At 59.8% G+C, this 15,856-nt stretch carries 13 protein-coding genes; 4 read left to right on the top strand and 9 right to left on the bottom strand.

The window, feature by feature from the left end; translation table 11 throughout:
• Positions 1–18: 18 nt before the first annotated feature.
• From adeC to KZH41_RS08510, 3 genes are read right to left on the bottom strand one after another with little or no spacing between them, the layout of a single operon-like run.
• Entirely contained in the window at positions 19–1,476 is a 1,458-nt protein-coding gene (gene adeC / locus KZH41_RS08500; RefSeq protein ID WP_094951578.1) for an AdeC/AdeK/OprM family multidrug efflux complex outer membrane factor, read from the bottom strand.
• Positions 1,473–4,634: an efflux RND transporter permease subunit gene (locus tag KZH41_RS08505; protein WP_242154833.1), complete on the bottom strand. Its 3,162-nt coding sequence runs from the start codon at positions 4,632–4,634 to the stop codon at positions 1,473–1,475. The genes adeC and KZH41_RS08505 overlap by 4 nt, the downstream gene beginning before the upstream one ends.
• A 3-nt stretch (positions 4,635–4,637) precedes the next feature.
• Positions 4,638–5,792 carry an efflux RND transporter periplasmic adaptor subunit gene (locus tag KZH41_RS08510; RefSeq protein WP_242154835.1) on the bottom strand — a complete coding sequence of 385 codons (1,155 nt, stop codon included), beginning with the start codon at positions 5,790–5,792 and terminating at the stop codon, positions 4,638–4,640.
• Positions 5,793–6,078: 286 nt separating this feature from the next.
• Between KZH41_RS08510 and KZH41_RS08515 the strand changes: the two genes are divergently transcribed.
• Positions 6,079–6,711, top strand: a complete 633-nt coding sequence (locus tag KZH41_RS08515) for a TetR family transcriptional regulator (RefSeq protein ID WP_094951581.1) — start codon at positions 6,079–6,081, stop codon at positions 6,709–6,711.
• A gap of 422 nt (positions 6,712–7,133) precedes the next feature.
• On the opposite strand, the gene KZH41_RS08520 is transcribed toward KZH41_RS08515, so the two are convergent.
• The 3 genes from KZH41_RS08520 to KZH41_RS08530 are packed head-to-tail and all read right to left on the bottom strand — an operon-like array spanning position 7,134 to position 9,727.
• On the bottom strand, positions 7,134–8,189 hold the full coding sequence (locus KZH41_RS08520; RefSeq protein ID WP_242154836.1) for an alkene reductase: 1,056 nt from the start codon (positions 8,187–8,189) through the stop codon (positions 7,134–7,136).
• Between the two features lie 31 nt (positions 8,190–8,220).
• Complete coding sequence (locus tag KZH41_RS08525) at positions 8,221–9,387, bottom strand: MFS transporter (protein ID WP_263274668.1); 1,167 nt, start codon at positions 9,385–9,387, stop codon at positions 8,221–8,223.
• A gap of 10 nt (positions 9,388–9,397) precedes the next feature.
• The gene (locus KZH41_RS08530; protein ID WP_094951584.1) at positions 9,398–9,727 is read right to left on the bottom strand and encodes an ArsR/SmtB family transcription factor; all 330 of its coding nucleotides are present in this window, start codon (positions 9,725–9,727) and stop codon (positions 9,398–9,400) included.
• 155 nt (positions 9,728–9,882) lie between these two features.
• On the opposite strand from KZH41_RS08530, the gene KZH41_RS08535 reads away from it, so the two are divergent.
• The gene (locus KZH41_RS08535; RefSeq protein WP_094951585.1) at positions 9,883–10,467 is read left to right on the top strand and encodes an ACP phosphodiesterase; all 585 of its coding nucleotides are present in this window, start codon (positions 9,883–9,885) and stop codon (positions 10,465–10,467) included.
• 268 nt (positions 10,468–10,735) lie between these two features.
• Here the strand turns inward: KZH41_RS08535 and KZH41_RS08540 are convergent, their stop codons facing one another.
• Positions 10,736–11,527: a lysophospholipid acyltransferase family protein gene (locus tag KZH41_RS08540; RefSeq protein WP_242154840.1), complete on the bottom strand. Its 792-nt coding sequence runs from the start codon at positions 11,525–11,527 to the stop codon at positions 10,736–10,738.
• The gene (gene olsB / locus KZH41_RS08545) at positions 11,527–12,282 is read right to left on the bottom strand and encodes an L-ornithine N(alpha)-acyltransferase (protein ID WP_263274669.1); all 756 of its coding nucleotides are present in this window, start codon (positions 12,280–12,282) and stop codon (positions 11,527–11,529) included. The genes KZH41_RS08540 and olsB overlap by 1 nt, the downstream gene beginning before the upstream one ends.
• 185 nt (positions 12,283–12,467) lie before the next feature.
• Here olsB and KZH41_RS08550 point away from each other — a divergent pair, with 185 nt between their 5' ends.
• Together KZH41_RS08550 and KZH41_RS08555 are read left to right on the top strand one after the other, a co-directional pair.
• The gene (locus KZH41_RS08550; RefSeq protein ID WP_263274670.1) at positions 12,468–13,550 is read left to right on the top strand and encodes a serine hydrolase domain-containing protein; all 1,083 of its coding nucleotides are present in this window, start codon (positions 12,468–12,470) and stop codon (positions 13,548–13,550) included.
• Entirely contained in the window at positions 13,547–13,861 is a 315-nt protein-coding gene (locus tag KZH41_RS08555; RefSeq protein WP_263274671.1) for an amidase, read from the top strand. Before KZH41_RS08550 ends, KZH41_RS08555 begins: the two co-directional genes overlap by 4 nt.
• A gap of 813 nt (positions 13,862–14,674) precedes the next feature.
• Here KZH41_RS08555 and KZH41_RS08560 read toward each other — a convergent pair.
• Entirely contained in the window at positions 14,675–15,703 is a 1,029-nt protein-coding gene (locus tag KZH41_RS08560; RefSeq protein ID WP_242152133.1) for an IS110 family transposase, read from the bottom strand.
• Positions 15,704–15,856 lie beyond the last annotated feature (153 nt).

Raw genomic sequence — 15,856 nt, forward strand, 5'->3', positions numbered from 1 at the left:
TTTTTTACGACAGCACGATCAGAACAACTTCAGTGCCGGTGCTTCTTCTTTCAACGGCTCGTTCTTCGCGGTCTGCTCATTCCAGCCACCGCCGAGGGCCTTGTACAGGTTGACCTCGCTGTTGAGCTGCGCCAGGCGGTCGGTGATCAGCGATTGCTGGGCACTGAACAGCTGGCGTTGGGCGTCGAGGAACGTCAGGTTGCTGTCGACACCAATGCGGTAGCGACGCTCAGCCAGGCGGTAGTAATCCTGGTTGGCCGCGACGAAGCCACGTTGGGCATCCAACTGCTGCTTGTAGGTCTCACGCGCGGCGAGGCCGTCGGAAACTTCCTGGAAGCCGGTCTGGATCGCCTTCTCGTAGGTCGCCACGTTGATCTCTTTCTGAATCTTCGAGTAGTCCAGGCTTGCGCGCAGGCTACCGGCGTTGAAGATCGGGATGTTGATCTGCGGGGCAAACGACCAGGTGCCCGAGCCGCCTTTGAACAGGCCGCCCAGGGTCGGGCTAGCGGTGCCGGCACTGGCGGTCAGGCTGATGCTTGGGAAGAACGCTGCACGTGCCGCGCCGATATTGGCGTTGGCGGCTTTGAGGTTGTACTCGGCCTGCACAATGTCGGGACGACGTTGCAGCAGGTCCGATGGCAACCCGGCTGGCACTTCGCTGAGCAGGTTATCCGACAGCGGCTTGCTGGCGATATTCGCCGGCAGGCCGGTGCCCAGCAGCAGGGTCAGGTTGTTTTCGTCCTGGGCCACCTGGCGGGTGTAGCGCGCCAGTGCAACCCGGGCGTTTTCCACTGAGGTACGCGCCTGGCTGAGGTCGAGGGCCGAGGCCACGCCGACTTCGTTGCTGCGCGAGGTCAGTTTGTAGCTTTGTTCGAACGCGCCGAGAGTGTCCTGGGTCAGCTTGAGCAGCTCCTTGTCGGCCTGCCAGGTCAGGTAGGCGTTGGCCACACTGGCCACCAAACTGATCTGGGTGCTGCGTCGCGCTTCTTCAGTGGCGAAGTACTTTTGCAGTGCTTCTTCACTCAGGCTGCGCACGCGGCCGAACAGGTCCAGCTCATACGAGCTGATTCCCAGGCCAGCCGAGTACTGGCTGGCGATGGTCGCCTCGCCAGACTGCGACAGTTTGGCCGGGGTGCGCGAACGGCTGCCGCTGCCCGTGGCCGAGATGGCCGGGAACAGGTCGGCACGCTGGATCTGGTACTGCGCCGCGTAGGCGTCGATGTTCAGGGCCGCGACACGCAGGTCACGGTTGTTCACCAACGCGGTCTGGATCAGCTGTTGCAGGGCAGGGTCATGGAAAAACTGCTTCCAGCCCTGCTCGGCAGCGGCCTGGCCCGGCGCCTGGGCCGACGAATACGCCGGCCCTTGCGGGAACTGGGCAGCCACCGGTGCTTCAGGGCGCTGATAGTCAGGTATCAGCGAGCAGCCACTGAGCACGAATGCCGTGACGGCTAGGGAAAGTAGCGACTTGCTCATTGGCCAGCCTCTTTAGGAGTTTCAGGAGTAACTTTCTTTTTACGCTCGCCAGCAGCCGATACGGTTGCGAAGAACAGTGGCACCCAGAAGATCGCCAGGACGGTGGCGGTGATCATACCGCCAATTACGCCGGTACCGATCGCGTGCTGGCTGCCTGAACCTGCACCGGTGGAGATCGCCAGTGGCAATACGCCGAGGACGAACGCCATGGAGGTCATGATGATCGGTCGCAGACGCATGCGGGACGCTTCAATGGCTGCCTCGACGATGCCCTTGCCTTGTTCGTGCAGCTCTTTGGCAAACTCCACGATCAGGATGGCGTTCTTCGCGGCCAGGCCCACCGTTACCAACAGGCCCACTTGGAAGAACACGTCGTTGGACAACCCGCGCATGCTGGTTGCAATCAACGCACCCACAACCCCTAGCGGCACTACCAGGATGACGGCGATCGGGATCGACCAGCTTTCGTACAGTGCTGCGAGGCAAAGGAACACCACCAGCAGCGACAAGGCGTACAGCGCAGGTGCCTGGGAGCCGGACAGACGTTCTTCATACGACAAACCCGTCCATGCATAGCCAACACCCGCCGGCAATTGCTTGGCAATACGCTCGACTTCGGCCATGGCGTCACCGGTACTGTAGCCCGGAGCCGGCGTACCAAGGACTTCCATCGCCGCTACACCGTTGTAGCGCGAGAGTTTCGGCGAACCGAAGATCCACTTGCCCGAAGCGATGGAGGACAACGGCACCATCTTCCCGGAGTCGCTGCGCACGTACCATTTTTCCAAGTCTTCAGGGGACATGCGGCTGGCGGCGTCACCTTGCACGTACACCTTCTTCACACGACCGCGGTCGATGAAGTCGTTGACGTAGCTGCCACCCAAGGCAATCGCCAGGGTCTGGTTGATATTCGACAGGGTGATGCCTTGGGCGCTGGCCTTCTCGTCGTCGACGGTAAGCTCGTACTGCGGCTCATCGTTCACGCCGTTGGGGCGCACACCTGCCAGAATCTTGCTTTGTGCTGCCATACCGAGGAACTGGTTACGCGCCGCCATCAATTTGTCATGGCCAACACCGCCCTGGTCTTGCAGGAACACGTCGAAGCCGGTGGCGTTACCCAGTTCCAGTACAGACGGCGGAACGATGGCAAATACCATGGCGTCCTTGAAGGTCTGCATGAAGTAGCCCTGGGCGCGCTTGGCGATCTCGAACACCGAGTTGGAGGCGTCACGCTCGCCCCACGGCTTGAGCATCACAAATGCCAGGCCGGAGCTTTGGCCACGACCGGCGAAGTTGAAGCCGTTTACGGTAAACACCGATTTCACGCCTTTGCCTTCGCCTGGCTCGCCTTCTTTGTCGTTGAGCAGGTACGCACGCATATCGTCGATGACTTTCTGCGTACGTTCAGCCGTAGAACCGACCGGCGTCTGCACCTGGGCAAAGATTACGCCCTGGTCTTCATCGGGCAGGAACGCAGCAGGGATGCGCATGAACAGCCAGATCATGCCGACGATGATCAGCGCGTACACCAGGAACGCCGGGATCTTATGCTTGATCATGTTACCCACGCCGCGCTCGTAGCTCAGTACGCCACGGTCGAAGGTGCGGTTGAACCAGCCAAAGAAACCACGCTTGGGTTGGCCGTGTTTTTCCGGGTCGATCGGCTTGAGCATGGTGGCGCACAAGGCCGGGGTGAAGATCAGGGCAACCAGTACCGACAACGCCATGGCCGAAACGATGGTGATGGAGAACTGTTTGTAGATCACACCGGTAGAGCCGCCAAAGAACGCCATCGGCAACAGTACCGCCGACAGAACCAGGGCAATACCCACCAGGGCGCCTTGGATCTGGCCCATGGATTTGACCGTCGCCTCCTTGGGCGACAAGTGTTCCTCGGCCATCACCCGCTCGACGTTTTCCACCACGACGATGGCGTCATCCACCAGCAAGCCGATGGCCAGGATCATGCCGAACATGGTCAGGGTGTTGATGGTGAAACCGAACGCGGCCAGGATCCCGAAGGTGCCCAACAGCACCACCGGTACGGTCATGGTCGTGATGATGGTGGCGCGGAAGTTCTGCAGGAACAGGAACATCACCAGGAACACCAGCACGATCGCTTCGACCAGGGTGTCGACTACACCAGAGATCGACTCGGTCACAACCGGGGTGGTGTCATACGGCACCACCGCCTTCATGCCTGGCGGGAAGAACGGTTCAAGCGACGCTACGGTGGCGCGGATGGCCTTGCCGGTGTCCAAGGCGTTGGCGCCCGAGGCCAGCTTGATCGCCATACCGGAAGCCGGCTTGCCGTTGAACTGCGCAGCGATGCTGTAGTTCTGACCACCGAGTTCAATACGCGCGACATCCTTCAGGCGTACCTGTGAGCCGTCGGTATTGACTTTCATCAGGATATTGCCGAACTGCTCCGCAGTCTGCAGGCGGGTCTTGCCAATGATGGTCGCGTTCAACTGAGTGCCGGGCAGGGCTGGCAGGCCGCCCAGTTGGCCGGTAGCCACCTGCACGTTCTGCGCCGAGATCGCCGTGCTGACATCCACCGGCGTGAGCTGGTAGTTGTTCAGCTTGGCCGGGTCCAGCCAGATACGCATGGCGTACTGCGAACCGAACACCTGGAAGTCACCCACACCCGCGGTCCGCGAAATCGGATCCTGGATGTTCGACACGATGTAGTTGGACAAGTCGTCCTTGGTCATGCTGCCGTCTTCCGACACCAGACCGATCACCATCAGGAAGTTCTTCACCGACTTGGTCACGCGGATACCCTGCTGCTGCACTTCTTGCGGCAGCAGTGGGGTCGCCAGGTTCAGCTTGTTCTGCACCTGAACCTGGGCGATATCCGGGTTGGTACCCTGGTTGAACGTCACGGTGATGGTCATGCTGCCGTCGGAGTTACTGTCCGAGGAAACATAACGCAGGTTGTCGATACCATTGAGCTGTTGCTCGATCACCTGCACCACGGTGTCCTGCACGGTTTGTGCAGACGCGCCTGGGTAGGTCACCTGGATGTCGATGGCGGTCGGCGCGATGGCCGGGTATTGGTTGATGGGCAACTTCATGATCGAAAGTGCCCCGACCAGCATGATCACCAGGGCAATTACCCAGGCGAAAATGGGACGGTCGATAAAAAATTTCGACATGGGTTACTCCCCTTTGCCGGCAGCGGCAGCAGGAGCAGCAGCACTGCCAGCATCGGCAGGCTTGGCGTTGTCGGCCGGCTTGACCTTGACCTCGACGCCCGGCTTGACGTACTGCAAGCCTTCTGTGATCACACGGTCACCGGCGTTCAGGCCTTTTTCCACCAGCCAGTAGGCGCCGTAAGTGCGGTTGGCCACCAGTTCACGCTGCTCGACCTTGTTGTCGGCGTTGACGATCAGCGCCGTTGGAATGCCTCTCAGGTCACGGGTCACGCCTTGCTGCGGAGCCAGGATGGCCTTGCTGTTCACACCGGCTTGCAGTTGGGCGTGTACGAACATGCCTGGCAACAGTGTGTGCTCAGGGTTAGGGAACACGGCGCGCAGCGTCACGGAACCGGTGGTCTGGTCGACCGACACTTCCGAGAACTCCAGCTTGCCATCCAGACCGTAAGCGGTGCCGTCTTCCAGGGTCAGCTTGACCTTGGCAGCGTTGTCGCCGGCTTTTTCCAGCTGACCGCTTGCCAGGTCGCGGCGCAGTTTCAGCATTTCAGCCGAAGACTGCGTGACGTCGACGTAGATCGGGTCCAGTTGCTGGATCACGGCCATGGCATCGGTCTGACCATTGCTGACCAGCGCGCCTTCGGTGACCGAAGAACGGCCAATCCGCCCGGAGATCGGCGCGAATACTTTGGTGTAACGCACGTTGATCTGGGCGGTTTGAACGTTGGCTTCGGCGGTCATGCGATTGGCGACGGCGGTGTCGTATTCCTGACGGCTGACGGCTTGCTCATCGACCAACTGCTTGTAGCGGTCGCTGATGGATTTGGTCTGGGTCAGGCTCGCTTGTGCGCTTTTCAGGGTGGCGTCATACACCGACGGGTCGATCTGGTAGAGCTGTTGCCCTTCCTTCACGTCGCCGCCTTCCTTGAACAGGCGCTTGAGAATGATGCCGTTGACCTGCGGCCGAACTTCCGCAATGCGATAGGCCGTGGTACGGCCCGGCAGTTCGGAGGTCAGGGTAAAGGCTTGCGGTTGAATAGTGACCACGCCGACCTGAGGGGTTTGAGCGGGCGGAGCCGCTTCTTCCTTTTTACATCCGCTGAGCAGCGATGCCAGGGCGACGGCAGTGACCAGAGCGGTAACAGCTGGCTTAAGTTGCATGAAGATCCTCGGGTCAGGCGCGCAGAATGCGCACAAGAAGGGTGGAAGGGTAAAAATCAAGGTGTGAGTGGATAAGTAGCTTGCTACGCAATATACTTACGTTCATGGTTGTTTGTAAACTCTTGACAGGCTTCGCAGATTGTTGACAAAGCAGCTGCCAAAGCCTCGATTTTAGTACGTTCGGTGCCCATGACGGTGTCGTCCCACAATTATTCAGATGATCGTTACCGCCTATTAAAGCAGCGTTACCGAGCGTCCCAAGTATTCTGATTGAGGTTTTACTGCCATGGTTCGTCGCACCAAAGAGGAAGCTCAGGAAACGCGCAGCCAAATTCTTGCCGCCGCCGAACAGGCGTTTTATGAGCGCGGCGTCGCGCGGACCACGTTGGCGGACATTGCGGCGCTGGCGGGTGTGACGCGCGGTGCTATCTATTGGCATTTCAGCAATAAGTCCGATTTGCTGCAGGCACTGCTCGACACGCTGCACGAACCCCTGGATGAATTGGCCCGGGCCAGTGAAAGTGAGGAAGAAGCCGACCCGCTGGGCTGTATGCGCAAGCTGTTGATTCATCTTTATCATCAAGTGGCCCTGGACCCGAAAACCCGGCGCATCAACGAAATCCTGTTTCATAAGTGCGAGTTCACGGATGAAATGTGTGACATGCGGCGCCAACGTCAAACCCACAGCTTGGAATGCAACCTGCGTATCGGCCTGACCTTGCGCAACGCGGTCCATCGCGGGCAACTTCCGGAAAATCTGGACACTACGCGTGGCGCGGTGTGCATCCATGCCTTCATCCACGGCTTGATTGGCCAGTGGCTACTGGTACCCGACAGCTTCCAACTGCATCAGGATGCCGAACGCTGGGTTGATGCGGGGCTGGACATGCTGCGCTTGAGCCCCAGCCTACGCAATTAAGACAAAATGCGTAATTACATCCAAGTGTGTCAATAGTAAAGACCAGAGACAGTCAATCGTCCCTTCGCAGGATTTGTGGGGTGACTTTATATACGTGCACGCGGGCGGTTGATAGGTAGCCGACTAAGTATTTTGTAGCGATATTGTTGCAATGCTGTGAAGGAATGTTTCCCGACCTTTGTACGATCGTTCCCATGCTCCGCGTGGGAATGCATCCTGTGACGCTCCGCGTCACGCTTTAGCAGCAGACGCAGAGCGCCCAGGACAGCGTCAAAATGTGGGAGCGGGCTTGCTCGCGAAAGTAGTGGATCAGTCAGCACATATTTAGCTGACAGACCGCATTCGATCTCTGGTGTATTCCAAAGCGCAGTAAAAAGCCCCGGTTCCTGCGAGCCGGGGCTTTTTCGTTTCAGCTTGTTGCTTTAGATCGCCAGCGTCGGGTAGTCGATGTAACCGACCGGACCCTTGGCGTAGAAGGTTTCCGGATGCGCTTCGTTCAGCGGCGCATCGGCTTTCAGACGCGCCGGCAGGTCCGGGTTGGCAATGAACGGTACGCCGAAGGCCACCGCATCGGCTTTGCCCGAGGCCAGCCAGGCGTTGGCGCTGTCCTTGGTGAAGCGTTCGTTGGCGATGTACGCGCCGCCGAAGGCTTTTTTCAGTTGTGGGCCAAGGCTGTCGCCGGCTTCTTTTTCACGCGAGCAGATGAACGCGATGCCACGTTTGCCCAATTCGCGGGCAACGTAGGTGAAGGTCTCGGCCAAGTTATCGTCGCCCATGTCATGGGAGTCGGCGCGTGGTGCCAGGTGCACCCCCACACGGCCGGCGCCCCAGACTTCGATGGCCGCGTCGGTCACTTCCAGCAGCAGGCGGGCACGGTTTTCCAGGGAGCCGCCGTAGTTGTCGGTGCGCTGGTTGGTGCTGCTTTGAAGGAACTGATCGAGCAGGTAGCCGTTGGCACCGTGGAGTTCCACGCCGTCAAAACCGGCGGCCTTGGCGTTTTCGGCGCCGACGCGGTAAGCGTCAACGATGTCGGCGATTTCAGCGGTTTCCAAGGCGCGTGGGGTCGGGTAGTCCGCCAATGGACGCACCAGGCTCACGTGGCCTTTGGGCTGGATGGCGCTCGGTGCCACTGGGGTTTCGCCGTTCAGGTAGGACGCGTGGGAGATCCGGCCGACGTGCCACAGTTGCAGAACGATCTTGCCACCCGCGCCGTGCACGGCCTTGGTCACATTGGCCCAGCCGCGTACCTGGTCGTTGGACCAGATGCCCGGAGTGTCCGGGTAGCCCACGCCCAGCGGCGTCACGGAGGTGGCTTCGCTGAGGATCAGCCCGGCTGAGGCGCGCTGCACGTAGTACTCAGCCATCATCGCGTTGGGTACGCGACCTTCATCAGCGCGGCAGCGGGTCAGCGGCGCCATGATGATGCGGTTCGACAGTTCCAGGTCGCCCAGTTTGATTGGATCGAAAATAGTCGTCATGGGATAACACCCTTCTCTTTAAGTGAATTGCTCAGTGGGTCGCAGGGGCCAGGCCGGCATCGCCGCTCTGACGGAAAGTAATCAGGGTGACCAGCAGGGCCAGAATCGCCAGGGCCGCAGCCGCCAAAGGCACGCTGGTCAGGCCAAAGCCGTGGGCAATTACGCTGCCGCCGACCCAGGCGCCGAGGGCGTTGCCGATGTTGAAGGCGCCGATGTTCAGGGTCGACACCAGGTTCGGTGCGGCCTTGCCGAAGGTCACCACGTTGATTTGCAGCGCCGGTACGGCGGCGAACGACGCAGTGGCCCACAGGAACAGGGTGATTTCAGTTGGGATTACCGCGACGCTGGTCCAGGTCAGCACGGTGGAGACCACCGCCATGCTGATGAACACGCCTATCAAGGTGGCCGCCAGGCGTTTGTCCGCCAGCTTGCCGCCGATGATGTTGCCCACGGTCAGGCCCAGGCCGATCAGCAGCAGCGTCCAGGTCACGCCTTTGGGCGACACGCCGGTGACATCGCCGAGCAGTGGGGCGACATAGGTGAAGAGGGTAAACATGGAAGCGGCGAACAGTGCGGTCATGGTCAGCGACAGCCAGATGCCGGGGCCTTTGAGGGCGGCGAGTTCGGCGCGCATGTCGAGTTTTTCTTCGTCACGCTTGGCCGGCAGGAAGCGGATCAGGCCGATCAAGGCGATCACGCCAATCACGGTCACCGCCCAGAAGGTCGAGCGCCAGCCGGCCTCCTGGCCCAGCGCGGTACCCAGTGGCACGCCGAGCACGTTGGCCAGGGTCAAGCCGGTGAACATCAAGGCCACAGCCGAAGCACGCTTGTTGGCCGGTACCAGGTTGGCCGCAACCACCGAACCAATCCCAAAGAACGCGCCGTGACACAGCGCAGTGACTACACGGGCAACCATCAGCACGTTGTAGTCGCTGGCCAGTGCGCAGAGCAGGTTGCCGACAATAAAGATGCCCATCAACGCTACCAGGGCGGCCTTGCGTGGCAGCTTGGCGGTGGCCAGTGCCATGAAGGGCGCGCCGATGGCCACGCCCAAGGCATAGCCGGTGACCAGCCAGCCAGCGCCGGGAATCGACACGCCCAAGTCCGCCGCCACATCGGGCAGCAAGCCCATGATGACGAACTCGGTGGTGCCGATGGCGAAGGCGCTCAGGGCCAGTATGAGTAGCGAGAGGGGCATTATCTTTCCTTTATAACAACGTTGCGCTGATATCAGCGCTGAGTTCGGTGGTGAGCGCCGCGAGGAAGGCTTGGATCACTTCGTCATTGCGTTTGAAAAAGTGCCATTGCCCGGCCTTTTGGCTGCTGATCAACCCGGCCCGTTGCAAGGTCGCCAGGTGGGCCGACACGGTCGACTGGGACAAGCCGCAGCGCTGGTCGATCTGCCCGGCGCAGATGCCGTATTCATGGTTGTGCACTTGCTCGGGGAACTGCACTTTCGGGTCTTTCAGCCAGGTGAGGATGTCTCGTCGTACTGGGTGCGCCAGGGCTTTTATTATTTCGTCGAGGTCGATGGGCATGGCAGGGTGCTCGGTTGCGTAAAACGTTATATCGCGATGAGGCGAACTTTAAATCGTTACATTCCGATACACCAATATGCTTTTGATCTTAGGACCGGCTATTTCGGTATATCGGGTTATAACGATACGTTGGTGGCAGTGCTAGACTGCTCGGCATGAATTATCTCGCACATCTGCACCTGGGCGGCCAACTTCCTGCACAACTGCTGGGCAGCCTCTATGGTGACTTCGTCAAAGGCCGCCTGCAGGGCCAGTTCAGCCCGCAAATCGAGTCGGCTATCCAACTGCATCGCTCCATCGACCGCTTCACCGACAGCCACCCGCTGGTTTGCGAGGCGTTGTCACGCTTCAGCCTGACCCGCAAGCGCTATGCCGGTATTGTCCTCGATGTGTTTTTCGACCACTGCCTGGCGCGGGATTGGGCGCTGTATGCCAACCAGCCCCTGGAACACTTCACTGCACAGGTGTACCGCGTGCTGGCGGCCGAACCGCAGCTGCCTGGGCGGCTGGCGCAGATTGCACCGTATATGGCGGAGGATGACTGGCTGGGTTCGTACCGTGAGTTCGCGGTGATGGAGCAGGTGTTGCGCGGGATTTCGCGGCGCCTGACCCAGCCCGAGGAATTGAGGCATGCCATGCACGAGTTGCGGATTCTGTATGAGCCGCTGAGTGAAGACTTTCGGCTGTTCTATCCTGAGTTGCAGAAATTTGCACAATCCCACCTGACGGTTGAGATTTAAACCTGTGGGAGCTGGCTTGCCTGCGATAGCGGTCTGTCAGTCGATATTGGTGTTGCTGACTCACCGCCATCGCAGCATAGGTATCTACACATCTTTTTATGGGTTGGATTCTTTGGTTGTCGTGGGGGCGCTGGGTGCATATCCGTTACCGCAGCAACGGATATGTACTCAATCTACCTAAACCATCACAGGCTAAAAGCAACACAAAAAGTTGCGTAGATACCCATGGCCATAGCAGGCAAGCCACCTCCCATATTTTAAAGTGTGTTCATGCTGCAAATGCAGGCCGAGCCGCCACTTGCTCCGTCTCCGGCAACGGCCCAAACAACGCCTTCTGCACCGCCTGCTGCGCCTGGAACGCCAGCGCCGCGCGTTCCTGCCCGGCACAGGCAATTGGCGTGAGCACATGGATTTCCACATCGCCCTGGTCATTGGCAAACAGACGCATCAGGTGCGAGAGCAAATCATCGTCGCCAATAAACGGCGCCAGCGGGTCCACTTGCCCATCGCGCAGATAACGAATCGCCACCGGTTGCAGCGACACATCGGCATCAATCGCACTGGCCAGTAAACGCCCGTGAAAGGTGCGCAGACTGCGCCCGTCGGTGGTGGTGCCTTCGGGGAACATCAGCAGCGGGTGCTGGTGTTCCAGGTGGCGAGTCATCTGCTTGCGGATGAGCTGGCTGTCGCCCGAACCCCGGCGGATAAACAGGCTACCAGCCTTCGCTGCCAACCAACCCGCCACCGGCCAGGTGCGCACTTCGGCCTTGGACAGAAATGACAGCGGCGTGACCATGCCCAGCAACGGGATGTCGGTCCAGGACACGTGATTGCTCACCCACAGCATCGGCGTTTGCGGCAACTCACCGTGCACCGTCACGCGAAAGGGCAGGGCGTGGGTCAGCCGCGCCATGAAAAACCGCGACCAACGCTGGCGCCGTACCATCGAGTTGGCCACGCCCAAACGCTCGAACACACCAAACACACTGGCCATGCTCAAGCCCAGCGCCACCACCAGCAGCACGCGGGCAATGCGCCCGTACACGCGCAGGCGGCCCATCACATGGCCGCCTTGAAGTGGCGGGCGTAACGCGGGCACAGCTCGTCGCGCTTGAGCAGGATAAATACGTCGGCTACTTGGAAGTCTTCATCCCAGCACGGCTCGCCGCAGATCTTCGCGCCCAGGCGCATATACGCCTTGAGCAGCGGCGGCATTTCCGCGATCACGTTGGATGGCAGATCCAACGCCGGCAGCTGCTTTTTCGGCTCGGCGCGCAGGTGTTCGTTGCACAGGTAGCGTTCGCGCAGGCGCTGCATGATCGCGTGGGCTTGGATGCCGCCGTCGTGCATCGGGATGCTCGCGCAGCCCATCAAGTAGCTGTAGCCGCCTTGATTCAACACTTCGGCCAACTCGCCCCACAACACGGCGATGGTGCCGCCGTTGCGGTAGGCCGGGTCGACGCACGTGCGGCCGATCTCCAGGATCGGGCCTTGCAGATGCAGCAGGCCGTGCAGGCTGAATTCTTCTTCGCTGTAGAACCGGCCCAAGGTGCTGGCCGCCTGGTGGTCGAGCAAACGGGTGGTGGCGACCAGTCGACCGCTGTTCAAATCCCGCACGCCAATGTGGCTGCAGTGAACATCATAGTCATCCATGTCCAGACCCAGTTCCGCGCCTTTCAGCTTGGCGTTGAACTCGCCGCTGAACACGTTGAACCGCAGGGCCTGAGCTTCCTGCAGCGCCTGTGCGCCAACCAGGCGTTCGGCTTGCAGACGGCGTTCATTGCCGGTGTCGCTGATGCGGGCGATCTGAGTCATGGCGAATCTCCGAGTGCCGGCCACGTTTCGGCCGGTCGACTTGTTTGTCCAAACTCAGGCTATGTAGGCTCGGTGTCAGCGCCATGAAGTTACGGTGACGCTTAGATGACAGCCCCCGATGTAGCAAATCTGTCATGCGCCTCGACTAGGCTCGCGGGCTTGAATGCCCCCTTGAGTTTGCGTCCATGGTCCGAGGCTTGTTGTGCGTTGCCCTGCTGTTCGTCACCGTTGCCGCCCACGCTGAAACCTGGCCTGACAAGGACTGGGCCAAGGGCACAGCACTCTCAGGACCCGCTGTCGATGCTCTGAATGCCTATGCGTTCCCAACCCGTGACGACGCCACCCGCCAAGGCATTCGCACTGACGCGCTGCTGGTGATCCGCGACGGCGAAGTCATCTACGAACGCTACGCCGCGCCCACCACCGCCAGCACGCCGCACCTGACTTGGTCGGTGAGCAAAAGCCTGATGGCCACGGTGCTCGGCGTGGCCTATGGCGAAAGCCGCTTCAAACTCACCGACCCCGCCGCACGCTTCTACCCGCCGATGAAACAACACCCCAAAGTCACCCTGGCCGACTTGCTGCACTGGGCCTCGGGCCTCGACTGGCAAGAAGACTACGAATACGGCCCGCTGAAATCCTCCGTCGTGGCGATGCTCTACACCCGTGGGCGCGCCGACATGGCCGAGTTCGCCGCCGACACCGAGGCTGTCGCCGCACCGGGCCAGGCCTTCCGCTACTCCAGCGGCGACAGCAACATCCTGTCCGCCGCCCTCAAAGGTATGCTCGGCCACAAGGCTTATATGAATTACCCGTGGGATGCGCTGTTCAAGCCGCTGGGCATCCACAACGCCATCTGGGAAACCGATGCCGACGAAACCTTCGTCGCTTCCTCTTACGCCTACCTCACCGCCCGCGACCTGGCGCGCGTCGGCCTGCTGATGGCGCGTGACGGCCGTTGGGGCGAGCAGCAATTGCTGCCCAAAGAGTGGGTCGCCTTCAACCGCAAGCCCTTCGACAACTACAAACCCGGCCAGGACGAAGCCGTGCCCGGCGGCCAATGGTGGCTAAACCTCGAAGTGCAAGGCGCACCCCGCCCGTGGCCCGCCGCCCCCGCTGACACCTTCGCCGCCCTCGGCCACTGGGGCCAGGCGCTGTTTGTGATGCCCGACAAACACCTGGTGATCGTGCGCTACGGCGATGACCGCGACGGCAGCTACCGCCATAACGAACTGCTCAAACGCGTGCTTGCGGCGGTGCAACCATGATTCGTCGTCACCCGTTTATCAGCGTTTTTCTGCTGCTGTTACTCGCCGTGTTCGGCTGGGTGTGGCATGAGCGCGTCAACCTGCAAGCCTTCCCCGACATCATCGCGGCGTATACGGCCAAGGAGTACTGCTCGTGCCGGTATGTGGAGAACAATCCGGCGGAGTATTGCCTGGGGTATGTGAAGCAGTACGTGCCGACCAGTGCGTTTACCGATAAGCCGCAGCGCAGTGAAGTGACGGCGAGTGGGTTGGGGCGCACGCATACGGCGCGCTGGCTAGGTGATCGCCAAGGCTGCCGCCTGAATCCCTGACACACCCCAAATCCCCTGTGGGAGCTGGCTTGCCTGCGATGGGCATAGGTATCTACGCAACGCTTTGTGTGGTGCTGAGCTTGTGATGGGTTTAGGTAGATTGAGTACATATCCGTTGCTGCGGTAACGGCTTCGTATGGTTCCGCTCTTACAGCGGGTCACTTTTGGCAAACGCCCCAAAAGTAACCAAAAGGTCTTTGCCCCACCACTCGGTGCCTCGCTAAGGCTCGGCATGCCCGCACTCCGGCCCGGTTCCGCGGGTCGCCGCGATGGGCCATCCCTGGCCCAGCGCGGCTAAACCGGCATCCCTGCCGGTTTACCCGCTCCACCGTGCCTGCGTTCGGCCATCGTGGTTAACGGGGCCTGTCAGATCAAGATCAAAATCTACAGCACGGCGGCCTAGTAGCCGACCTGAGTGGTTGAAGCAAAAGCAGGGCAAAAACAGGGCAAAAACAGATCAGAAGCAGAGCTGCTTTTCTGTGGGAGCTGGCTTGCCTGCGATGCAGACACCTCGGTACATCAGTAAGACACAGCTGATGCCTTCGCAGGCAAGCCAGCTCCCACATCTATGGTTACCCCCTTTTCTGCAATACTGTCTTTGATGGCGTGTATGGCTTGCTTTCATCTATTCGGCGTCTGAGTGGGGTATTGGCCCCGCGCCTCGATGAGAATTGATGCCCAACGACCCTAATTATTTGGACGGCCTTTCAGCCGTGTGGGAGCTCAGGGTTGTCGTCAGGCCGGTTGGCCGTTCACGTCATCTGTTATCCAGCATCGCAAAACCAGGTGGGTGGTGCTTGGGTGACAGCAGGGTCAAGCGTTCATCGCGCTTGGCCCTGCATCAAATTCAGTGTGGTTTGCCGCGATCGACCAAGCGATTCTTGCCAGCTTGTTGGCTAGCGCGCAGACCACTAAATTGGAGTGCCGATGGCCTGCCAGCAGCTTGCGAACCCAATCGGCCAAACTCCCTTTTTGCTTATCCAAGTGCATCAAGTAGATACGGGCACATTGAACAAACAAGCGTCGCTGGTTTCGATCTCCGCGCTTGCTGATGCCCAAAAGTACGGTTTTACCGCCAGTAGAATGCTGCTTTGGCACAAGTCCTATCGAGGCTGAATAGCCTCGACCACATTTGAACTGCTTGCCATCGCCCAACTCCGCAGCCAAGACGCTGGAGGTGATCGGGCCAACGCAGGGAATTGTCATCAAACGAGAAGCCAGATCATCTTCAGCGACTTGGCTCTCAACTTCTTTGTCGAGAACCTTAACCTGACGATCCAGGTAGACGTAGTGGTCATACAGCCCTTGCAGCAGCTTTTTGATCAGCCCATGAAATGAGGCTGTTTCGAGTAACGCGGGCACCTCTTTGACTGATTTAAAGCCCGGTGCCAAGCTGACACCCACCTCCAAAAGCCCTGCATGAATTCGATTAACGGCGGCTGTGCGTTCCTTGATAAGCGAGTCGCGGACCGAGTTGAGCATGGCCAACGCTTGCTGAGCTTGGGTTTTTACTGGTACGAAACGCATCGTTGGGCGACTAGCTGCCTCACAAATCGCTTCGGCATCAGCGAAGTCGTTTTTATTGCTTTTTACGTAAGGGCGCACGAGATGAGGAGCAATAAGTTTGGGGGTGTGTCCCAGCATGGCGACTTGTTGCGCCATGAAGTGGGCGCCGCCGCAGGCTTCCATCACAACAGTACAAGGCTCGATGGAAGCTAAATGCTGGAGCAATCCTGCTCGATTAAACTTTTTGCGCAGCAGTACATGGCCACGCTCATCTTGTTCGTGAGCGTGATAGCTGTGCTTACCAAGGTCAACGGCGGTGATGTCTACTTTGCTCATGGCTGCGGTCTCCGATAGATCCCCCTGTGAAAGCTTAGTGGGCGTTCACAGGGGGCGGCGGGGGTAGCCATCTCATTATTTGTCCGAGTACACACATCTACCTGATGTACTGAGCTCAAAATGTGGGAGCGGGCTTGCTCGCGAATGCGGTGG

Source organism: Pseudomonas sp. YeP6b (genome assembly GCF_025642995.1).
Classification (GTDB): domain Bacteria; phylum Pseudomonadota; class Gammaproteobacteria; order Pseudomonadales; family Pseudomonadaceae; genus Aquipseudomonas.